Origin of the sequence: Neisseria shayeganii (genome assembly GCF_014054965.1) — a bacterium.
GTDB lineage: Bacteria > Pseudomonadota > Gammaproteobacteria > Burkholderiales > Neisseriaceae > Eikenella > Eikenella shayeganii.
The window spans coordinates 2,097,508-2,117,132 of record NZ_CP059567.1 but is presented as its reverse complement, the minus strand read 5'-3'; the positions used below and the strand labels follow the sequence as shown (position 1 = coordinate 2,117,132).

The following is a 19,625-nucleotide window of genomic DNA, read 5'->3' as shown; positions in this document are numbered from 1 at the left end:
CTGGGCTTTTTCTCTATAAATAAGGCCAGTTAACAAATAAGGCCAGTTAACCGTGCAGGATGAGCGGGAGGTTGGCCGCCTCCCGTTTGGATACTTTAAGCAGGGTCTGCGGTGTAAGACTTCAGTAAACCTCGGAAAGCTTCGGCGGTCTCCGAGTGTTTCAAGCCATAGGCCAATGTGGCTTCCAGGTAGCCCAGTTTGCTGCCGCAGTCGTAACGTTTGCCTTCAAAGGCATGTGCCAATACCGGCTCGTGCTCCAGCAACTTGGCAATGCCGTCGGTGAGTTGGATTTCGCCACCTGCTCCGCGACCGATGGTGGTGAGCAAGTCGAAAATGCGCGGCGTGAGTAAGTAACGGCCCACTACTGCCAGATTGGAAGGGGCTTCCTCCGGTTTGGGTTTTTCCACAATACTGCTGATGCGTTGGTGTTGTTGCCAAGAATGGACTTCCACGATGCCGTATGAGCCGGTTTGCGACGGTTCCACGGTTTCCACGCCCAAAACGCTGTTGCCGGTTTGTTGGTAAATTTCCACCATCTGACTGATGGCGCCCTGCGGGGCGTCGATCAAGTCGTCAGCCAAAATCACCGCAAAAGGTTCGTTGCCAACCGCTGCCTGTGCACACAATACCGCATGACCCAAACCGAGTGCTTCGGCCTGGCGGATATACATGCAGGTTACGCCCGCAGGCAGAATATCTTGGACATGTGCCAGCAAGGCGGTTTTATTGCGTTGCGCCAGCTCGCTTTCGAGTTCGTAAGCTTTATCGAAATGATCTTCAATGCTGCGTTTGTTACGGCCGGTTACGAAAATCAGCTCCGTGCAGCCGGCGGCCACGGCTTCTTCTACGGCATATTGAATCAGCGGCTTGTCAACAATCGGCAGCATCTCTTTAGGGCTGGCTTTGGTGGCGGGCAAAAACCGGGTGCCCATGCCGGCTACGGGGAAAACCGCTTTTTTAATATTTGGAAAAGCATTTGTCGGCATATGGATTCTCTAGTTTCGTTGATTTTAAGTGGTAACGGATGGCAAACTGGGCGCGGATTATAGCAGAAGGCTACCTGAAAAACTGTGCTGGATAAAACTAAAGATTGGTGAGTGGGTGCGGGCGGATGTGATGAGGTTTTGTGGTTAAAATACCGAGAAATCGACGTTTTTTGATTTCGTTCGTTGACCCACTCTTGCTTGGCGGCATATAATTCCGCTCTTGTCGGCATGGTGCCGGCAGAATATTTTAACTCAACAGGACGAGAAAATATGCCAACTATCAATCAATTGGTACGCAAAGGCCGTCAAAAGCCCGTGTACGTCAATAAAGTGCCCGCACTGGAAGCGTGCCCGCAAAAACGCGGCGTATGTACCCGTGTGTACACTACCACCCCTAAAAAGCCGAACTCTGCTTTGCGTAAAGTGTGCAAAGTTCGCCTGACCAACGGTTTTGAAGTGATTTCCTACATCGGCGGTGAAGGCCACAACCTGCAAGAACACAGCGTAGTGCTGATTCGCGGCGGTCGTGTGAAAGACTTGCCTGGTGTGCGTTACCATACCGTTCGCGGCTCTTTGGATACCGCTGGCGTGAAAGACCGTAAACAAGCCCGTTCCAAATACGGTGCCAAACGCCCCAAGTAAATTAAATAAACCATGGCACGTCGGCTTTACCGTTTAGCATGATGTAAATGTGCGGCCGAGTAAGTGAATGCTTGTGTATGGGCATTCATGGGGTTGCCCCAACTGAATAGATATTTTAAGGAATTAAAATGCCAAGACGTAGAGAAGTTCCCAAGCGCGATGTATTGCCGGATCCGAAATTCGGCAGCGTTGAATTGACCAAATTCATGAACGTGTTGATGATTGACGGTAAGAAATCCGTTGCTGAGCGCATTGTTTACGGTGCTTTGGAACAAATTGAAAAGAAAACCGGCAAAGCTGCCATTGAGGTGTTCAATGAGGCCATCGCCAATGCCAAGCCCGTTGTAGAAGTGAAGAGCCGCCGTGTCGGTGGTGCCAACTACCAAGTTCCTGTTGAGGTTCGTCCTTCACGCCGTTTGGCTTTGGCGATGCGTTGGGTGCGTGATGCGGCCCGTAAACGCGGTGAAAAATCCATGGATTTGCGTTTGGCTGGTGAGTTGATGGATGCGGCTGAAGGCCGTGGCGGCGCCATGAAGAAACGTGAAGAAGTACACCGTATGGCTGAAGCCAACAAAGCATTCTCACACTTCCGCTTCTAATCCATATTTAGAAAGGCGACCAAAATGGCTCGTAAAACCCCAATTAGCCTGTACCGCAATATCGGCATTTCTGCCCATATTGATGCGGGTAAAACCACTACTACCGAACGTATCCTGTTCTATACCGGTCTGACCCATAAACTGGGTGAGGTGCACGATGGTGCGGCCACCACCGACTACATGGAGCAAGAACAAGAGCGTGGTATTACCATTACTTCTGCTGCTGTTACCTCTTACTGGAAAGGTATGGCCGGTCAGTTCCCGGAGCACCGTTTCAACATCATTGATACTCCCGGACACGTTGACTTTACCGTGGAAGTAGAACGTTCTATGCGTGTTTTGGACGGTGCGGTTATGGTGTACTGCGCTGTAGGTGGTGTTCAACCCCAATCTGAAACCGTGTGGCGTCAAGCCAATAAATACCAAGTTCCCCGCTTGGCTTTCGTGAACAAGATGGATCGCCAAGGTGCCAACTTCTTCCGCGTGGTGGAGCAAATGAAAACGCGTCTGCGTGCCAATCCTGTGCCCATCGTGGTGCCGGTAGGTGCGGAAGACAGCTTTGAAGGCGTAGTTGACCTGCTGAAGATGAAAGCCATCATTTGGAATGAGGCCGATAAAGGCACCACTTTCGAATACGGCGATATCCCGGCTGATTTGGTGGCTACTGCCGAAGAGTGGCGTCAAAACATGATTGAAGCCGCTGCTGAAGCCAGCGAAGAGCTGATGGATAAATACCTGGGCGGCGACGAGCTGAGCGAAGAAGAGATCATCGCCGGCTTGCGCCAACGTACTTTGGCTGGCGAAATTCAGCCCATGTTGTGCGGCTCAGCTTTCAAAAACAAAGGTGTGCAACGTATGTTGGACGCGGTTGTTGAGCTGCTGCCTGCTCCTACTGATATTCCTCCGGTACAAGGCGAAACGCCCGATGGCGAAAAAGCCACCCGTGAGGCAGACGACAATGCAAAATTCTCTGCTTTGGCGTTCAAAATGCTCAACGACAAATACGTTGGCCAGTTGACCTTCATCCGTGTTTATTCAGGCGTAGTGAAATCCGGTGACAGCGTGATCAACTCGGTTAAAGGTACCCGTGAGCGCATCGGCCGTTTGGTGCAAATGACTGCGGCAGACCGTACCGAAATCGAAGAAGTGCGTGCCGGTGATATTGCCGCAGCCATCGGTTTGAAAGACGTGACCACCGGTGAAACCCTGTGTGCTGAAGATGCTCCCATTATTCTTGAGCGTATGGAGTTCCCTGAGCCGGTGATTCACGTGGCGGTAGAGCCGAAGACCAAAGCCGACCAAGAGAAAATGGGTATTGCTTTGAATCGCCTGGCGAAAGAAGACCCTTCTTTCCGCGTGCGTACCGATGAAGAATCCGGTCAAACCATTATTTCCGGTATGGGCGAACTGCACTTGGAAATTATTGTTGACCGTATGAAGCGTGAGTTTGGTGTGGATGCGAATGTAGGTGCGCCGCAAGTGGCTTACCGCGAAACCATCCGCAAAGAAGTGGAGTCCGAAGCCAAGCACGTGAAACAGTCTGGCGGTAAAGGTCAATACGGTCACGTGGTGATCAAAATGGAGCCTTTGGAGCCGGGTGGCGAAGGTTACGAATTTATCGATGAGATTAAAGGTGGTGTGATTCCGCGTGAATTCATCCCCTCTTGCGATAAAGGTATTCGCGATACCTTGCCGAACGGTATTGTTGCAGGCTACCCCGTGGTAGATGTGCGCGTTCGCTTGATCTTTGGTTCTTACCATGATGTGGACTCTTCTCAAATCGCCTTTGAATTGGCTGCTTCTATGGCCTTCAAAGAAGGTATGAAAAAAGCCAGCCCGGTTCTGTTGGAGCCGATCATGGCGGTTGAAGTGGAAACGCCTGAAGAGTATATGGGCGATGTGATGGGTGACTTGAACCGTCGTCGCGGCATCGTGCTGGGTATGGATGATGACGGTATTGGTGGCAAGAAAGTGCGTGCCGAGGTCCCGTTGGCTGAAATGTTTGGCTACTCTACCGACTTGCGCTCCGCCACCCAAGGCCGTGCCACTTACTCCATGGAGTTCAAGAAGTATGCGGAAGCGCCTGCACATGTTGCCGCCCAAGTGACCGAGGCGCGTAAAGGCTAATCGGTCGTCAGGCTACCTGAAAATGCCTGATGATATGATTTTCAGGTAGCCTTTGTTCTTTGTGATCTTTATTAAATGAAGGAATTAGCTCATGGCTAAGGAAAAATTCGAACGTAGCAAACCGCACGTAAACGTTGGCACCATTGGTCACGTTGACCATGGTAAAACCACCCTGACTGCGGCGTTGACCACCATTTTGGCCGAAAAATTCGGCGGTCAAGCCAAAGGTTACGACCAAATCGACAATGCCCCGGAAGAAAAAGCCCGCGGCATTACCATCAACACCTCTCACGTAGAATACGAAACCGAAACCCGCCACTACGCCCACGTAGACTGCCCGGGCCACGCCGACTACGTGAAAAACATGATTACCGGTGCCGCCCAAATGGATGGCGCCATCTTGGTGTGTTCTGCTGCCGACGGCCCCATGCCGCAAACCCGCGAACACATCCTGCTGGCCCGCCAAGTGGGCGTACCTTACATCATCGTGTTCATGAACAAATGCGACATGGTGGATGACGCCGAACTGCTGGAACTGGTGGAAATGGAAATCCGCGACCTGCTCTCCAGCTACGACTTCCCCGGCGACGACTGCCCGATCGTACAAGGTTCCGCCTTGCGCGCCCTTGAAGGCGATGCCGCTTATAAAGAAAAAATCTTTGAACTGGCCGCCGCCTTGGACAGCTACATCCCCACGCCCGAGCGTGCCGTAGACAAACCCTTCCTGCTGCCGATCGAAGACGTATTCTCCATCTCCGGTCGTGGTACCGTGGTAACCGGTCGTGTAGAGCGCGGCATCATCAACGTGGGTGACGAGATCGAAATCGTCGGTCTGAAAGACACCCAAAAAACCACCTGTACCGGCGTGGAAATGTTCCGCAAACTGCTGGACCAAGGCCAAGCAGGCGACAACGTCGGCGTACTGTTGCGCGGCACCAAACGTGAAGAAGTGGAGCGCGGTCAAGTATTGGCCAAACCCGGCACCATCACCCCGCACACCAAATTCAAAGCCGAAGTGTACGTATTGAGCAAAGAAGAAGGCGGCCGTCATACTCCGTTCTTCGCCAACTACCGTCCCCAATTCTACTTCCGCACCACCGACGTGACCGGTGCCGTGACCTTGGAAGAAGGCGTGGAAATGGTTATGCCCGGTGAAAACGTGACCATCAGCGTTGAGCTGATCGCCCCGATCGCCATGGAAGAAGGCTTGCGCTTTGCGATTCGCGAAGGCGGCCGTACCGTAGGCGCCGGCGTGGTTTCTTCTATCATCGCTTAATCAGAAGGATATTGATCTATGGCTAACCAAAAAATCCGTATTCGTCTGAAAGCGTATGACTACAGCTTGATTGATCGCTCTGCGCAAGAGATTGTCGAAACCGCCAAGCGTACCGGTGCGGTAGTAAAGGGACCGATCCCATTGCCGACTAAAATTGAGCGCTTCAATATTTTGCGTTCTCCGCACGTGAATAAAACCTCACGTGAGCAGTTAGAAATCCGAACTCATTTGCGTTTAATGGATATTGTGGATTGGACTGACAAGACCACCGACGCGCTGATGAAATTGGATTTGCCTGCTGGCGTGGATGTGGAAATTAAGGTGCAGTAACGGCTTGAAGGCATTTTTTTCTTGATTCTATTTAAGAAAATACTGTATAGTAACGGACTTGGCGTTTGCCAAGTCCGTTTTTGTCCAATGGTCAATCAATCGTAATTGACCCCTTGTTATATATTATATTAAGGAAAAATCATGACTTTAGGTCTGGTTGGGCGCAAAGTGGGCATGACCCGTATTTTTACTGAGCAAGGTGCTTCTGTGCCGGTAACTGTATTGGATATGTCTGCAAATCGCGTTACCCAAGTAAAGTCCAAAGATACTGATGGCTATTCTGCTGTTCAAGTTACCTTTGGCGAGAAAAAAGCTAACCGAATCGGTAAGGCTGAAGCTGGGCATTTTGCCAAAGCTGGTGTGGAAGCTGGTCGTGGTTTGCTTGAGTTTGCTCTGACTGAAGAAAAGTTGGGTGAATTAAAAGCAGGCGATCAAATTTCTGTGTCTATGTTTGAAGTGGGACAGCTGGTTGATGTGACCGGTACCTCTAAGGGTAAAGGCTTCTCTGGCACCATCAAGCGTCATAACTTTGGATCGCAACGTACTTCTCATGGTAACTCGCGCTCTCATCGGGTGCCGGGTTCGATTGGTATGGCTCAGGATCCTGGCCGCGTGTTTCCTGGTAAACGCATGGCTGGTCAGTATGGCAATACCAAAGCAACTGTTCAGTGCTTAGAGGTGGTCCGTGTTGATGTTGAGCGTAACTTGTTGCTGGTAAAAGGCGCAGTTCCTGGCGCGGCAAACAGTGATGTGATTGTGCGACCCAGCGTGAAGGTAGGTGCATAATGGAATTGAAAGTAATTGATGCTAAAGGCCAGGTTTCAGGTAGCCTGGATGCGTCTGATGCTTTGTTTGCGCGTGAGTACAATGAAGCACTGGTTCATCAGTTGGTTACTGCTTTCTTGGCAAATGCGCGGTCTGGTAATCGCGCGCAGTTGACTCGCGCTGAAGTTAAGCACTCTACGAAGAAGCCGTGGCGCCAAAAAGGTACTGGTCGCGCTAGATCTGGTATGACCTCCTCTCCTTTGTGGCGCAGCGGCGGTCGTGCGTTTCCTAATAAACCCGACGAAAACTTTACACAAAAAGTAAACCGGAAGATGTATCGAGCCGGGATGGCGAGCATCCTATCGCAATTGGTGCGAGATGAGCGTCTTTTTGTGGTGGAGAGCTTGTCTGCTGATACCCCTAAAACAAAAGCTTTTGCCGACCAAGTAAAAAATATGGGTTTAGATCAAGTGCTTTTTGTTACCAAACAGCTGGATGAGAATGTTTATCTCTCTTCGCGCAATTTGCCTAATGTATTGGTTTTGGAAGCTCAGCAAATTGATCCGTACAGTTTGTTACGTTACAAAAAAGTTGTGGTGACTAAAGAAGCTGTGGCTCAGCTGGAGGAGCAATGGGTATGAATCAAGAGCGTTTGATGAAAGTGATTTTGGCTCCTGTTGTGTCTGAAAAGAGCAATTTGCTGGCTGAAAAACGTAACCAAATGACTTTCAAAGTGTTGGCTAACGCAACAAAAGCTGAAATTAAGGCAGCTGTTGAATTGCTGTTTGGTGTAGAAGTTGCTTCTGTAACAACAACTACTACCAAGGGTAAAGTAAAGCGTTTTGGCCGCACTATGGGTCGTCGCAGTGATGTCAAAAAAGCCTATGTGAGCTTGGTTGCCGGTCAAGAATTAGACTTGGAAGCCGCTGCCGCAGCTGCTGATAAGGAATAAAGAGAATGGCTATTGTAAAAATGAAGCCAACCTCTGCTGGTCGTCGCGGCATGGTTCGCGTGACTACTGAAGGTTTGTATAAGGGTGCGCCTTATGCTGCATTGGTTGAAAAAAAGAATTCAACCGCGGGCCGCAATCACAACGGCCATATTACCACTCGCCATAAAGGCGGCGGTCATAAACATCATTATCGTGTAGTTGACTTTAAACGAAATAAGGACGGTATCCCGGCAAAAGTGGAGCGTATTGAATACGATCCGAACCGTACGGCTCATATCGCTTTGTTGTGCTATGCTGATGGTGAGCGTCGTTATATTATCGCTCCGCGTGGCATTAAAGTAGGTGCTGTCTTGGTTTCTGGTGCAGAATCCGCGATTAAAGCGGGTAATGCCTTACCGATTCGTAATATTCCGGTGGGTACGACTATCCATTGCATTGAAATGAAACCGGGGAAAGGTGCACAAATTGCCCGATCTGCTGGCGCCTCTGCAGTACTCTTGGCTAAAGAAGGCATTTATGCCCAAGTCCGTTTGCGTTCAGGTGAAGTACGTAAAATCCATATTAGCTGCCGTGCAACCATTGGCGAAGTTGGTAACGAAGAGCAGAGCTTGAAAAAAATTGGTAAAGCTGGTGCGAATCGTTGGCGCGGTATTCGACCGACTGTTCGTGGTGTCGTAATGAATCCGGTTGATCACCCCCATGGTGGTGGTGAGGGACGTACTGGTGAAGCTCGTGAGCCTGTGAGCCCATGGGGTACGCCGGCGAAAGGTTATCGTACCCGTAACAACAAGCGCACAGATAATATGATTGTTCGTCGTCGTTACTCTAATAAAGGTTAATTGGTATGGCTCGTTCACTTAAAAAAGGTCCTTATGTCGATCTGCACCTGCTGAAAAAAGTAGATGCTGCTCGTGCAAATAATGACAAGCGTCCGATTAAAACTTGGTCTCGACGCTCTACAATCCTGCCTGATTTCATTGGTTTGACTATTGCTGTTCATAATGGCCGTACTCATGTACCGGTTTTTATTAGCGATAATATGGTCGGCCATAAACTAGGCGAATTCTCATTAACCCGTACTTTTAAAGGCCATTTGGCTGATAAAAAAGCTAAAAAGAAATAAGGGATAAATTATGAGAGTATCTGCATCACATAAAAATGCCCGCATCTCTGCCCAAAAAGCCCGTTTGGTTGCAGATTTGATTCGAGGTAAAGATGTTGCCCAAGCTTTGAATATTTTGGCTTTCAGTCCCAAAAAAGGTGCGGAGCTGATTAAAAAAGTATTGGAGTCTGCGATTGCTAATGCTGAGCATAATGAAGGCGCTGATATTGATGAGCTGAAAGTTGTTACCATTTATGTTGACAAAGCAGCTTCATTAAAACGTTTTCAGGCTAGAGCTAAAGGCCGTGGCAATCGAATTGAAAAACAAACATGTCATATCAATTTGACAGTGGGCAACTAAAGGAAAAGCTATGGGACAAAAAATTCATCCGACAGGCTTTCGTTTGGCTGTCAATAAGGATTGGTCATCTAAATGGTTTGCTAAAAGCTCAGACTTTTCTGCTGTCTTGAAGCAAGATATTGATGTACGTAATTATTTGCGTAAACGTTTAACGAATGCTTCTGTTGGTCGTGTTGTTATTGAACGGCCTGCTAAGTCAGCAAAAATTACCATTTACTCTGCACGACCTGGTGTGGTGATTGGTAAAAAAGGTGAAGATATTGAGATTTTGAAGCATGATTTACAAGCTTTGATGGGTGTACCTGTTCATGTCAATATCGAAGAAATACGTAAACCGGAGTTAGATGCACAAATCATTGCTGACGGTATTGCTCAGCAACTTGAGAAGCGTGTGCAATTCCGACGTGCAATGAAACGTGCTATGCAAAACGCGATGCGTGTTGGTGCTAAAGGCATTAAGATTATGACCTCCGGACGCTTGAATGGTGCGGATATTGCGCGTAGCGAGTGGTACCGTGAGGGTCGTGTGCCGCTGCATACTTTACGTGCCAACGTAGATTATGCAACCAGTGAAGCACACACAACTTATGGTGTGATTGGCTTGAAAGTTTGGGTATATACAGGTGAGGGTAAGGAAATAGCCCTTGCCCGTACCGAACAAGAAAGTAAACGCAGAAAGGGTAGTCGAAATGCTGCAGCCAACTAGAATGAAATATCGAAAACAGCATAAAGGCCGTAATACAGGCATTGCTACACGTGGCAATGAAGTGAGCTTTGGCGATTTCGGTTTAAAAGCTGTTGGACGTGGCCGATTAACTGCCCGTCAAATTGAAGCTGCTCGTCGTGCCATGACTCGGCACATTAAACGTGGTGGTCGTATTTGGATCAGAGTGTTTCCAGATAAGCCTATCACGGAGAAACCCATTCAAGTTCGTATGGGTGGCGGGAAAGGTTCTGTTGAATACTATGTTGCTGAAATTAAACCCGGCAAAGTTTTGTATGAAATGGATGGTGTTCCAGAAACCCTAGCAAGAGAGGCTTTTGCATTAGCTGCTGCTAAGTTGCCTATTTCAACGGTATTTGTTGCGAAACAGGTAGGTAAATGATGAAAAGTAAGGAACTGAACAATAAGTCTGTAGAGCAGTTGCAAGCTGATTTACTCGATTTATTAAAAGCACAGTTTGGTTTACGTATGCAGCATGCTACTGGCCAGTTGACTCAAGTTAATGAATTGAAAAAGGTCCGTCGGGATATTGCTCGTATTAAAACCATATTAACTGAAAAAGGTGTGAAATAATGAGCGAATCAAAAAATGTTCGTATTTTGCAAGGTAAGGTTGTTAGCGATAAGATGGATAAAACCGTCACTGTTCTGATAGAGCGGAAGGTTAAGCATCCGTTGTATGGGAAAGTGATTCGTCGTTCTAGCAAGATTCACGCACATGATGAGCAAAATCAATTCTCAGCAGGTGATGTGGTCCTAGTAGAGGAGTCTCGGCCGCTTTCTAAAACCAAATCTTGGAAAGTAAAGGAATTGATTGAAAAAGCAAAAACTGTATAAATTGTACAACATTTAGCTTTTTTTGGAGGCGAAGCTTGCAGTCATCTCTAGATGGCTGTAAACTTCGTTTTTCAGCTTTCGATTCTAGAAAGTTTCTTCCTTCGGGACCAAGACTGGTTTACTGGAACCTGCTGTATCGGGTTTTAGGTTTGCTGATAGCCCATGCTGGTTATAAGCTGATCTAAAAGTGGTAAATTAAGTTGGATTTAAAAAGGTAAAATCATGATTCAAATGCAGACCATTTTGGATGTGGCTGACAATTCTGGTGCGCGACGAGTAATGTGCATCAAAGTTTTGGGTGGCTCTAAGCGTCGTTACGCGAATGTCGGTGATATTATTAAAGTTGCGGTTAAAGATGCTGCGCCTAGAGGCCGCGTAAAAAAAGGTGATGTCTATAATGCGGTGGTTGTTAGAACCGCTAAAGGTGTTCGTCGCCCGGATGGTGCTTTAATTAAATTTGATAATAATGCAGCCGTTTTATTAAATAATAAGCTTGAGCCTATGGGTAGTCGTATTTTTGGACCGGTTACTCGTGAGTTGCGTACAGAGCGATTCATGAAAATTGTTTCATTGGCTCCTGAAGTTTTGTAAAGGTTAGGGCATGAAGAAAATTATTAAAGGTGACCAGGTTGTTGTTATTGCTGGCAAAGATAAAGGTAAGCAAGGTCAGGTAATTCGGGTTTTAGGTGATAAGCTGATCGTTGATGGCGTAAATGTGGTTAGGAGGCATCAAAAACCTAATCCGATGCGTGGTGTAGAAGGAGGTATTGTTGAGAAGATGATGCCTTTGTCTATTTCAAATGTTGCGATTTTCAATCCTGAGTCCAAGAAAGCTGATCGAGTAGGCGTAAAGCTTGTTGAGTCCGAAGGCGAAGTAAAGCGTGTTCGTATATTCAAGTCTAATGGCGCTCAAATTGGTGTTTAAGAGGTGATAGGTATGGCGCGTTTAAATGAATTTTATAACAAAACTGTTGTTCCGGAATTGATGAAACAGTTTGGTTATAAGTCAATTATGGAAGTACCTCGTATAGAGAAAATTACTCTGAATATGGGTGTAGGGGAGGCGGTTGCGGATAAAAAAGTAATGGAGCATGCTGTTTCTGATTTGGAAAAAATTGCAGGGCAGAAGCCTGTTGTAACAGTTGCTCGTAAATCCATTGCGGGATTTAAAATCCGAGACAACTACCCGGTTGGTTGTAAAGTAACTTTGCGCCGCGCTCAGATGTTTGAATTTTTAGATCGCTTAATCACTATTGCATTGCCTAGGGTTCGTGATTTTCGCGGTGTAAATGGGAAAGCTTTTGATGGTCGTGGAAACTATAATATGGGTGTCCGTGAGCAAATTATTTTTCCTGAAATCGAATATGATAAAATCGATAACTTGCGTGGTTTGAATATTACAATCACTACTACTGCAAAAACAGATGAGGAAGCGAAAGCACTCTTGTCTTTGTTTAAGTTCCCTTTCAAAGGATAATTATGGCTAAGAAAGCACTTATTAATCGAGAAGCTAAGCGTGCTGCGTTGGCTAAAAAATATGCGAGTAAGCGCGCAGCAATTTTTGCTGTTATTAATGATGCTGCCGCTACTGATGAAGAGCGTTTTGAGGCCCGTTTGAAGCTGCAATCCATCCCCCGTAATGCTGCGCCAGTGCGTCAGCGTCGCCGTTGTGCTATTACTGGTCGCCCTCGCGGAACTTTCAGGAAGTTTGGTTTGGGCCGCATTAAGATTCGTGAAATCGCCATGCGTGGTGAGATTCCTGGTGTCATTAAAGCAAGCTGGTAATGGGAGAAATTAAATGAGTATGCATGATCCTATTTCCGATATGTTAACCCGTATCCGCAATGCACAGCGCGCGAATAAAGCTGTAGTTGCAATGCCCTCATCAAAACTGAAAAAAGCGATTGCTCAAGTTTTGAAAGAAGAAGGCTATGTAGAAGATTATACAATTTCTGCTGATGCGAAGCCTGTATTGGAAATTCAATTAAAATATTATTCTGGTAAGCCGGTTATTGATCAAATCAAGCGCGTTTCTCGTCCCGGTTTGCGTGTTTATAAGCCGTCTAATCAAATTCCGGCAGTAATGAATGGCTTGGGAATTGCGATTGTAAGCACTTCCCGGGGTGTGATGACTGATCGCAAAGCCCGGAGTGAAGGTGTTGGCGGTGAGTTGTTGTGCATTGTTGCCTAACCAGAAGGAATTGTTATGTCTCGCGTAGCAAAAAATCCAGTAATCGTTCCTGCTGGTGTGGAAATTAAATTTGGAGCGGAAGTATTAACTGTTAAAGGTAAAAATGGTGAGCTATCACTTCCTTTAAACGGTGATGTAAATATTGAACAAAGTGATGATAAATTACTTTTTTCTCCATCTTCTGATAGTAAGCAAGCCAATGCAATGTCTGGAACAATCCGTGCAATTATAGCGAATATGGTCAAAGGTGTTGCAGAAGGCTTTGAAAAGCGCCTTCAACTCATTGGGGTAGGTTATCGGGCTCAAGCACAGGGCTCTGTGTTGAACTTATCTTTAGGTTTTTCTCATCCGGTTGTGTATGAAATGCCTCAAGGTGTGAGTGTTCAAACCCCCAGTCAGACAGAAATTGTTCTTTTTGGTGCCGATAAACAGGCGGTTGGACAGGTAGCAGCTGAAATTCGTGCATTTCGCCCGCCTGAGCCTTACAAAGGCAAAGGTGTTCGCTATGTTGGCGAAGTTGTTGTAATGAAAGAAGCTAAGAAAAAATAATTGAGGCCCATATTTATATGAATAAGCATATGACTAGACTGCGTCGGGCGCGTAAAACTCGTTCGCGTATCGCAGCATTGAAAATGGTACGACTGTGTGTTTTCCGTACAAATAATCATATCTATGCACAAGTAATTAATGCAGAAGGTGATCGAGTATTGGCCTCCGCCTCAACATTGGAAGCTGAGGTTCGCTCTGTTATTAAATCTGGTAGTACTGTTGAAGCTGCGGCCATCATTGGTAAAAGAATTGCAGAAAAAGCGAAAAATGCTGGTATCGAAAGAGTTGCATTCGATCGATCTGGATTTCAGTATCACGGTCGTGTGAAGGCCTTGGCTGAAGCTGCCCGTGAAAATGGCTTGAGCTTTTAAAACTAAATAAAATTCTGGAGTCTTTAAATAAGATGGCAAAAAATGAAATGGAAGAGCGCGGCGATGGCCTGATTGAAAAAATGGTAGCTGTTAACCGCGTGACTAAAGTGGTGAAAGGTGGCCGAATTATGGCCTTTTCTGCACTGACTGTAGTTGGTGATGGAGATGGTCGAATTGGTATGGGTAAGGGTAAGTCTAAGGAAGTACCTGTTGCTGTACAAAAAGCAATGGATCAAGCACGGCGTTCAATGATTAAAATTCCATTAAAAAATGGAACAATTCATCATGAAGTAATAGGCAAGCATGGTGCAACTAGGGTATTTATGCAGCCTGCGAAAGAAGGTAGCGGGGTGAAAGCTGGTGGGCCTATGCGCTTAGTATTTGATGCGATGGGTATCCATAATATTTCTGCAAAAGTACACGGTTCAACCAACCCCTACAATATCGTTCGTGCAACTTTAGATGGTCTATCCAAACTTTATACTCCGGCTGAAATTGCAGCTAAACGTGGATTGGCTGTAGAAGATATTTTAGGAGTCAATGGCAATGACTGAGCAAAAAAAGATTAAAGTGACCTTGGTTAGAAGTTTGATTGGTACGATCAAAAGTCACCGTGCCTGTGTTAAGGGTTTAGGCTTAAGGCATCGTGAACATACCGTTGAAGTACTGGATACTCCCGAAAATCGGGGCATGATTAATAAGGTAAGCTACCTTTTGAAGGTGGAGGGATAAGATGTTTCTGAATAGTATTCAGTCAGCAGAAGGGGCTAAACATGCACGACGCAGGGTAGGTCGTGGCATTGGCAGCGGCTTAGGTAAAACAGGCGGCCGAGGCCATAAAGGTCAAAAAAGTCGTTCTGGTGGCTTCCATAAAGTTGGTTTTGAAGGGGGGCAGATGCCCTTGCAACGCCGTTTACCTAAGCGAGGCTTTAAATCATTGACTGCTGCATTTAATGCAGAGCTGAAGGTTTCAGATTTGAATGCTTTGGCGGTTAATGAAATTGATTTATTAACATTAAAGCAAGCCGGTTTGATTCCGAATAATGCTTTGAGTGTTAAATTAATTGCTGGTGGTGAAGCAAAACAGGCTTTTCAGTTAAGCGGTATCAAGTTGACTGCTGGAGCGAGAGAAGCGATCGAGTCCGCGGGCGGTAGTATTAAATAATTAGGGTAAGTAACGTGTTAGCAAAGCAATCTACATCAGGAGTGGCTAAATTAGGCGATTTAAGAAGCCGATTGCTATTTTTGCTTGGTGCACTCATTGTTTTTCGTATTGGGGCACATATACCAGTTCCTGGTGTAGATGCTGCTGCATTGGCTCAATTATTTCAAAATAGCAATAGTAACGCAGGTATTTTGGGTATGCTGAATATGTTTTCCGGAGGATCTTTGGAAAGATTCAGTCTGTTTGCTATTGGTATTATGCCTTATATTTCTGCTTCTATTATTATTCAGCTTGGTTCAGAAATTGTTCCTTCCTTGAAAGCTTTGAAGAAGGAGGGGGAATCTGGTCGGCGTGTTCTAACTAAATACACCAGATGGGCTACATTAGCTTTGGCTTTTGTGCAAAGCTTGTTTGCTACGGGTATTGTTTATCAGCAAGGTATTGTTTCAATTCCTAAATTGGAGTTTTTTGTTTCTGGTGTTGTGTGCTTGGTTACTGGGACTATGTTCTTAATGTGGCTAGGTGAACAGATAACAGAACGTGGAATTGGTAACGGAATTTCTTTGATTATTACGGCGGGAATTATTGCTACTTTGCCGAGTAGTATTGGTCAGTTATTTTCTATGACGGCGGATGGAACACTGCATTATTTGACTGCATTATTTATTGTGTTAGGTGCGCTACTTCTGATTTATGTAGTTGTCTATATTGAAAGTGCTCAAAGAAAGATTCCTATTCACCATGCTAAACGGCAAGTGGGTAATCGCATTGTTCAAGGTCAAACTACTCATATGCCTTTTAAGCTGAATATGGCTGGAGTTATCCCACCAATTTTCGCTTCCAGCATTATTTTGTTTCCGTCTCAGATCGTTAGCTGGGCGGGTGTATCCGGTGCTGATAATTGGATTACCAGATTGGCAGCGTATCTACAGCATGGTGAACCTCTGTATGTGATTATTTTTGCCGTTGCCATTATCTTTTTTTGCTATTTTTATACTGCTTTGGTATTCAGTCCAAGAGAAATGGCAGAAAATCTGAAGAAGAGTGGCGCTTTTGTTCCTGGTATTAGGCCTGGTGAGCAAACATCGCGATATCTAGAAAAAGTTGTTTTGCATCTGACTTTTTTTGGTGCACTCTATATAACTATTGTTTGTTTGATTCCTGAATTTGTAACTGGAATGTTGAGTATTCCTTTTTACCTTGGTGGTACTTCGCTGCTTATTTTGGTGGTGGTGACGATGGACTTTGGAACACAAATTGCCTCATATCGTATGAATCAACAATATGAACATTTGTTGCGTAAGTCTGCGGCAAGAAGATAATTAGATTAATTTAATTTAAGAGATTTATGGCTAAAGAAGATACTATTCAAATGCAGGGGGAGATTTTGGAGACTCTTCCTAATGCAACTTTTAAAGTAAAGTTGGAGAATGGTCATGAGGTGTTGGGGCATATTTCTGGTAAGATGCGTATGCACTATATCAGGATCTCTCCCGGTGATAAAGTTACTGTTGAGATGACGCCTTATGATTTATCGCGTGCGCGAATTGTTTTTCGAGCCCGTTAATTTTAAAAAGGAAATGAAATGCGTGTTCAACCATCTGTAAAGAAAATATGTCGTAATTGTAAAATTATCCGCCGAAATAGGGTGGTACGGGTAATTTGTACAGATCCGCGTCACAAGCAGCGTCAAGGTTGATGTATCAAATCGATTGGCCTAAGTTTAGTGATGATTTGTTAATTAATTGGTTGCCAAATTAAGGAATTAAGTATGGCTCGTATTGCAGGGGTAAATATCCCTAATCATGCACATATCGTTATTGGCCTGCAGGCTATTTACGGTATTGGTGCTACTCGTGCCAAGTTAATTTGCGAGGCTGCTGGTGTGAATGCCAGCACCAAAGTGAAAGACTTGGATGAATCACAATTGGATGCTTTACGTGAGCAGGTTTCTAAATATGAAGTTGAAGGTGACTTGCGCCGTGAAGTAACGATGAATATCAAGCGTCTGATGGATATGGGCTGCTATCGTGGCTTCCGTCATCGTCGTGGTTTGCCCTGTAGGGGACAGCGTACGAGAACCAATGCTCGTACTCGTAAAGGTCCGCGCAAGGCAATTGCAGGTAAAAAATAATTTCTTTCTTAAGGATTTAATTGATGGCTAAAGCAAACACAGCCTCGCGTGTACGTAAAAAAGTACGCAAAACCGTAAGTGAAGGTATTGTGCATGTTCATGCATCTTTCAACAATACCATTATTACCATCACTGACCGTCAAGGCAATGCATTATCTTGGGCTACCTCTGGCGGCGCTGGTTTTAAAGGTTCGCGTAAAAGTACACCGTTTGCTGCTCAAGTAGCAGCAGAAGCCGCTGGTAAAGTTGCCCAAGAGTATGGCGTGAAAAATTTGGAAGTTCGCATCAAAGGCCCTGGTCCTGGCCGAGAATCTTCTGTTCGTGCTCTCAATGCTCTTGGTTTCAAAATTACCAGTATTACAGACGTTACCCCGTTGCCTCATAACGGTTGCCGTCCGCCTAAGAAGCGTCGTATTTAATTTTTGGAGTAGTGAGATATGGCACGTTATATCGGTCCTAAATGTAAGTTATCGCGCCGTGAAGGTACGGATCTTTTTTTGAAGAGCGCTCGTCGTTCTTTGGAATCTAAATGTAAACTAGACAGTGCACCGGGACAGCATGGTGCACGCCGTGGCAGACTGTCTGATTATGGTCTGCAATTGCGTGAAAAACAAAAAATTCGTCGTATTTACGGCGTATTAGAGCGTCAATTCAGACGTTACTTTGCTGAGGCTGCCCGCCGTAAAGGCTCAACTGGTGAGCTGCTTTTGCAACTTTTAGAATCTCGTTTAGATAATGTGGTCTATCGGATGGGATTTGGTTCGACTCGTGCAGAGGCTCGTCAATTGGTCTCTCATAAAGCCATTTTGGTAAATGGCCAAGTAGTGAATATTCCTTCATTCCAAGTGAAGCCTGGTGATGTGGTATCTGTTCGTGAAAAAGCGAAAAAACAGGCACGCATCTTGGAGGCGATGAATTTGGCTACTCAAATCGGCTTGCCCGGCTGGGTGAGCGTAGACACCGATAAATTAGAGGGAACTTTCAAAAATATGCCTGATCGTGCTGAATTGTACGGCGATATTAATGAACAGTTAGTGGTTGAATTCTACTCGAAATAATCCATTAACTCAGTGAGGGACCGTTAAATGCAAAACAGCACTTCCGAATTCTTAAAGCCTCGTCAAATTGACGTCGAGGCCTTGTCTGCTACTCGTGCTAAGGTTTCAATGGAGCCTTTTGAACGTGGTTTCGGATACACATTAGGTAATGCTTTGCGGCGTATCTTACTGTCATCAATGAATGGTTTCGCACCCACAGAAGTATCTATTGAGGGTGTCTTGCATGAATACTCGACCCTTGATGGTGTTCAGGAGGATGTGGTTGATATTCTCCTGAACATTAAAGGAGTGGTATTTAAGTTGCTCGGTCGTGACTCTGTTCAGGTTGGTCTAAAAAAGAGCGGTGGCGGTATTGTGACTGCAGGTGATCTCGAGTTGCCGCACGATGTTGAAGTCATCAATCCTGATCATATTATTTGCCATTTGGCGGATAATGGAAAAATTGAGCTCTCCATTAAAGTGGAAAAAGGCCGTGGCTACCAGTCCGTTACTAATCGTACGCGTAAAGACGATTACAAGCAAATTGGCGCCATTCACCTGGATGCAAGTTTTTCGCCGATCAGCAGAGTCAGTTTTGATGTGGAACCTGCGCGTGTAGAACAGCGTACGGATTTAGACTGCTTGATTTTAGACATTGAAACCAATGGCTCGATTGATCCTGAAGAAGCTGTGCGTAGTGCGGCTCGTATCTTGATTGATCAGATGTCTATTTTTGCTGATCTACAGGGTACACCGGTTGAAGAGGTTGAAGAAAAAGCGCCACCGATTGATCCGATTCTGCTGCGTCCCGTTGATGACTTGGAATTGACCGTTCGCTCTGCGAATTGCTTGAAGGCAGAAGACATCTATTATATCGGTGATTTGATTCAGCGTACCGAAACTGAACTGTTGAAAACCCCCAATTTGGGTCGCAAATCTTTAAATGAAATCAAAGAAGTTTTGGCTTCGAAAGGTTTGACTTTGGGCTCCAAATTGGAAGCTTGGCCGCCTGCCGGTTTAGATAAGCTTTAAGAATTGATGATAAAAGGATAATGACATGCGTCATGGTAATGCTAACCGCAAATTGAATCGCACCAGCAGCCATCGTGCTGCCATGTTGCGTAACATGGCCAACTCTTTGTTGACCCATGAAACCATCGTAACCACTCTGCCGAAAGCAAAAGAGTTGCGTCGCGTTGTAGAGCCTCTGATTACTTTGGGTAAAAAGCCTTCTTTGGCCAACCGTCGTCTGGCGTTCAACCGTACTCGTGATCGTGATGTGGTTGTGAAGCTGTTTGATGAGCTGGGTGTACGTTTTGCAAACCGGAACGGCGGCTATGTGCGTATTTTGAAATACGGCTTCCGTAAAGGTGACAATGCGCCTTTGGCTTTGGTGCAGCTGACCGATTTGGCTGCCAGTACTGAAGAGTCTTCAGAGCAAAATTAATTTCGCCTAACGTTGAGAAGGCGCTGAAAAG

General features: G+C 45.8%; 34 protein-coding genes. 33 read left to right on the top strand and 1 reads right to left on the bottom strand.

All coding sequences use genetic code 11. The features are described 5' to 3' along the window. Nucleotides 1–95: 95 nt before the first annotated feature. The gene (gene galU, locus H3L94_RS10425) at nucleotides 96–986 is read right to left on the bottom strand and encodes a UTP--glucose-1-phosphate uridylyltransferase GalU (protein ID WP_182121946.1); all 891 of its coding nucleotides are present in this window, start codon (nucleotides 984–986) and stop codon (nucleotides 96–98) included. Between the two features lie 270 nt (nucleotides 987–1,256). On the opposite strand from galU, the gene rpsL reads away from it, so the two are divergent. The 33 genes from rpsL (at nucleotide 1,257) to rplQ (ending at nucleotide 19,594) form a co-directional block, all read left to right on the top strand. Continuing rightward, complete coding sequence (rpsL, locus tag H3L94_RS10420) at nucleotides 1,257–1,628, top strand: 30S ribosomal protein S12 (protein WP_002218431.1); 372 nt, start codon at nucleotides 1,257–1,259, stop codon at nucleotides 1,626–1,628. A gap of 128 nt (nucleotides 1,629–1,756) precedes the next feature. After that, complete coding sequence (rpsG, locus tag H3L94_RS10415) at nucleotides 1,757–2,227, top strand: 30S ribosomal protein S7 (protein WP_009119033.1); 471 nt, start codon at nucleotides 1,757–1,759, stop codon at nucleotides 2,225–2,227. A 24-nt stretch (nucleotides 2,228–2,251) separates the two neighbouring features. Continuing rightward, nucleotides 2,252–4,354 (top strand): elongation factor G, encoded by a 2,103-nt coding sequence (gene fusA / locus H3L94_RS10410; protein WP_009119032.1) that lies wholly within the window; start codon nucleotides 2,252–2,254, stop codon nucleotides 4,352–4,354. Between the two features lie 91 nt (nucleotides 4,355–4,445). Beyond that, nucleotides 4,446–5,630 (top strand): elongation factor Tu, encoded by a 1,185-nt coding sequence (gene tuf, locus H3L94_RS10405; protein WP_182121945.1) that lies wholly within the window; start codon nucleotides 4,446–4,448, stop codon nucleotides 5,628–5,630. An 18-nt stretch (nucleotides 5,631–5,648) separates the two neighbouring features. Continuing rightward, nucleotides 5,649–5,960 carry a 30S ribosomal protein S10 gene (gene rpsJ / locus H3L94_RS10400; RefSeq protein ID WP_002642322.1) on the top strand — a complete coding sequence of 104 codons (312 nt, stop codon included), beginning with the start codon at nucleotides 5,649–5,651 and terminating at the stop codon, nucleotides 5,958–5,960. Nucleotides 5,961–6,101: 141 nt separating this feature from the next. After that, entirely contained in the window at nucleotides 6,102–6,746 is a 645-nt protein-coding gene (rplC, locus tag H3L94_RS10395) for a 50S ribosomal protein L3 (RefSeq protein ID WP_182121944.1), read from the top strand. Continuing rightward, entirely contained in the window at nucleotides 6,746–7,366 is a 621-nt protein-coding gene (rplD, locus tag H3L94_RS10390) for a 50S ribosomal protein L4 (protein WP_009119030.1), read from the top strand. Before rplC ends, rplD begins: the two co-directional genes overlap by 1 nt. Further along, on the top strand, nucleotides 7,363–7,677 hold the full coding sequence (gene rplW, locus H3L94_RS10385; RefSeq protein ID WP_182121943.1) for a 50S ribosomal protein L23: 315 nt from the start codon (nucleotides 7,363–7,365) through the stop codon (nucleotides 7,675–7,677). Before rplD ends, rplW begins: the two co-directional genes overlap by 4 nt. Before the next feature lie 5 nt (nucleotides 7,678–7,682). Beyond that, complete coding sequence (gene rplB, locus H3L94_RS10380) at nucleotides 7,683–8,516, top strand: 50S ribosomal protein L2 (protein WP_009119028.1); 834 nt, start codon at nucleotides 7,683–7,685, stop codon at nucleotides 8,514–8,516. Nucleotides 8,517–8,521: 5 nt separating this feature from the next. Continuing rightward, nucleotides 8,522–8,800, top strand: a complete 279-nt coding sequence (gene rpsS / locus H3L94_RS10375; RefSeq protein WP_009119027.1) for a 30S ribosomal protein S19 — start codon at nucleotides 8,522–8,524, stop codon at nucleotides 8,798–8,800. A 10-nt stretch (nucleotides 8,801–8,810) separates the two neighbouring features. Then, nucleotides 8,811–9,140, top strand: coding sequence for a 50S ribosomal protein L22 (rplV, locus tag H3L94_RS10370; protein ID WP_009119026.1), 330 nt, complete (start codon nucleotides 8,811–8,813; stop codon nucleotides 9,138–9,140). A gap of 10 nt (nucleotides 9,141–9,150) precedes the next feature. Beyond that, on the top strand, nucleotides 9,151–9,846 hold the full coding sequence (rpsC, locus tag H3L94_RS10365) for a 30S ribosomal protein S3 (RefSeq protein ID WP_182121942.1): 696 nt from the start codon (nucleotides 9,151–9,153) through the stop codon (nucleotides 9,844–9,846). Then, nucleotides 9,830–10,246: a 50S ribosomal protein L16 gene (gene rplP, locus H3L94_RS10360; protein WP_040660254.1), complete on the top strand. Its 417-nt coding sequence runs from the start codon at nucleotides 9,830–9,832 to the stop codon at nucleotides 10,244–10,246. The genes rpsC and rplP overlap by 17 nt, the downstream gene beginning before the upstream one ends. Next, on the top strand, nucleotides 10,246–10,437 hold the full coding sequence (gene rpmC / locus H3L94_RS10355) for a 50S ribosomal protein L29 (protein WP_182123160.1): 192 nt from the start codon (nucleotides 10,246–10,248) through the stop codon (nucleotides 10,435–10,437). Before rplP ends, rpmC begins: the two co-directional genes overlap by 1 nt. Then, entirely contained in the window at nucleotides 10,437–10,700 is a 264-nt protein-coding gene (gene rpsQ, locus H3L94_RS10350) for a 30S ribosomal protein S17 (RefSeq protein ID WP_182121941.1), read from the top strand. Before rpmC ends, rpsQ begins: the two co-directional genes overlap by 1 nt. A 222-nt stretch (nucleotides 10,701–10,922) precedes the next feature. Then, entirely contained in the window at nucleotides 10,923–11,291 is a 369-nt protein-coding gene (gene rplN, locus H3L94_RS10345) for a 50S ribosomal protein L14 (protein ID WP_040660252.1), read from the top strand. 10 nt (nucleotides 11,292–11,301) lie between these two features. Beyond that, nucleotides 11,302–11,625, top strand: a complete 324-nt coding sequence (gene rplX / locus H3L94_RS10340) for a 50S ribosomal protein L24 (protein ID WP_009119021.1) — start codon at nucleotides 11,302–11,304, stop codon at nucleotides 11,623–11,625. Between the two features lie 12 nt (nucleotides 11,626–11,637). Next, nucleotides 11,638–12,177, top strand: coding sequence for a 50S ribosomal protein L5 (rplE, locus tag H3L94_RS10335; RefSeq protein WP_009119020.1), 540 nt, complete (start codon nucleotides 11,638–11,640; stop codon nucleotides 12,175–12,177). A gap of 2 nt (nucleotides 12,178–12,179) precedes the next feature. Next, on the top strand, nucleotides 12,180–12,485 hold the full coding sequence (rpsN, locus tag H3L94_RS10330; RefSeq protein WP_009119019.1) for a 30S ribosomal protein S14: 306 nt from the start codon (nucleotides 12,180–12,182) through the stop codon (nucleotides 12,483–12,485). Between the two features lie 13 nt (nucleotides 12,486–12,498). Then, on the top strand, nucleotides 12,499–12,891 hold the full coding sequence (rpsH, locus tag H3L94_RS10325) for a 30S ribosomal protein S8 (protein ID WP_009119018.1): 393 nt from the start codon (nucleotides 12,499–12,501) through the stop codon (nucleotides 12,889–12,891). 15 nt (nucleotides 12,892–12,906) lie between these two features. Next, entirely contained in the window at nucleotides 12,907–13,440 is a 534-nt protein-coding gene (gene rplF / locus H3L94_RS10320; protein ID WP_040660250.1) for a 50S ribosomal protein L6, read from the top strand. Nucleotides 13,441–13,457: 17 nt separating this feature from the next. Next, nucleotides 13,458–13,811, top strand: a complete 354-nt coding sequence (rplR, locus tag H3L94_RS10315) for a 50S ribosomal protein L18 (protein ID WP_009119016.1) — start codon at nucleotides 13,458–13,460, stop codon at nucleotides 13,809–13,811. Nucleotides 13,812–13,843: 32 nt separating this feature from the next. Beyond that, on the top strand, nucleotides 13,844–14,365 hold the full coding sequence (gene rpsE, locus H3L94_RS10310; RefSeq protein WP_009119015.1) for a 30S ribosomal protein S5: 522 nt from the start codon (nucleotides 13,844–13,846) through the stop codon (nucleotides 14,363–14,365). Further along, entirely contained in the window at nucleotides 14,358–14,543 is a 186-nt protein-coding gene (gene rpmD / locus H3L94_RS10305) for a 50S ribosomal protein L30 (protein ID WP_040660248.1), read from the top strand. Before rpsE ends, rpmD begins: the two co-directional genes overlap by 8 nt. A gap of 1 nt (nucleotide 14,544) precedes the next feature. Then, entirely contained in the window at nucleotides 14,545–14,976 is a 432-nt protein-coding gene (rplO, locus tag H3L94_RS10300; RefSeq protein WP_182121940.1) for a 50S ribosomal protein L15, read from the top strand. A 14-nt stretch (nucleotides 14,977–14,990) separates the two neighbouring features. Next, a complete protein-coding gene (secY, locus tag H3L94_RS10295) occupies nucleotides 14,991–16,298 on the top strand; it encodes a preprotein translocase subunit SecY (protein ID WP_182121939.1) in 1,308 nt (435 codons plus the stop codon). Nucleotides 16,299–16,324: 26 nt separating this feature from the next. Beyond that, nucleotides 16,325–16,543 carry a translation initiation factor IF-1 gene (gene infA / locus H3L94_RS10290; protein WP_009119011.1) on the top strand — a complete coding sequence of 73 codons (219 nt, stop codon included), beginning with the start codon at nucleotides 16,325–16,327 and terminating at the stop codon, nucleotides 16,541–16,543. Nucleotides 16,544–16,561: 18 nt separating this feature from the next. After that, nucleotides 16,562–16,675: a 50S ribosomal protein L36 gene (rpmJ, locus tag H3L94_RS10285; RefSeq protein ID WP_003697674.1), complete on the top strand. Its 114-nt coding sequence runs from the start codon at nucleotides 16,562–16,564 to the stop codon at nucleotides 16,673–16,675. Nucleotides 16,676–16,747: 72 nt separating this feature from the next. Continuing rightward, complete coding sequence (gene rpsM, locus H3L94_RS10280; RefSeq protein WP_009119010.1) at nucleotides 16,748–17,110, top strand: 30S ribosomal protein S13; 363 nt, start codon at nucleotides 16,748–16,750, stop codon at nucleotides 17,108–17,110. A 23-nt stretch (nucleotides 17,111–17,133) separates the two neighbouring features. Beyond that, nucleotides 17,134–17,529, top strand: coding sequence for a 30S ribosomal protein S11 (gene rpsK / locus H3L94_RS10275; RefSeq protein ID WP_002216249.1), 396 nt, complete (start codon nucleotides 17,134–17,136; stop codon nucleotides 17,527–17,529). Between the two features lie 18 nt (nucleotides 17,530–17,547). Beyond that, complete coding sequence (gene rpsD / locus H3L94_RS10270; RefSeq protein WP_040660241.1) at nucleotides 17,548–18,168, top strand: 30S ribosomal protein S4; 621 nt, start codon at nucleotides 17,548–17,550, stop codon at nucleotides 18,166–18,168. Between the two features lie 27 nt (nucleotides 18,169–18,195). Next, a complete protein-coding gene (locus H3L94_RS10265; protein ID WP_040660239.1) occupies nucleotides 18,196–19,179 on the top strand; it encodes a DNA-directed RNA polymerase subunit alpha in 984 nt (327 codons plus the stop codon). Nucleotides 19,180–19,204: 25 nt separating this feature from the next. Next, nucleotides 19,205–19,594, top strand: a complete 390-nt coding sequence (gene rplQ / locus H3L94_RS10260) for a 50S ribosomal protein L17 (RefSeq protein WP_040660237.1) — start codon at nucleotides 19,205–19,207, stop codon at nucleotides 19,592–19,594. The last annotated feature ends 31 nt before the right edge of the window (nucleotides 19,595–19,625 follow it).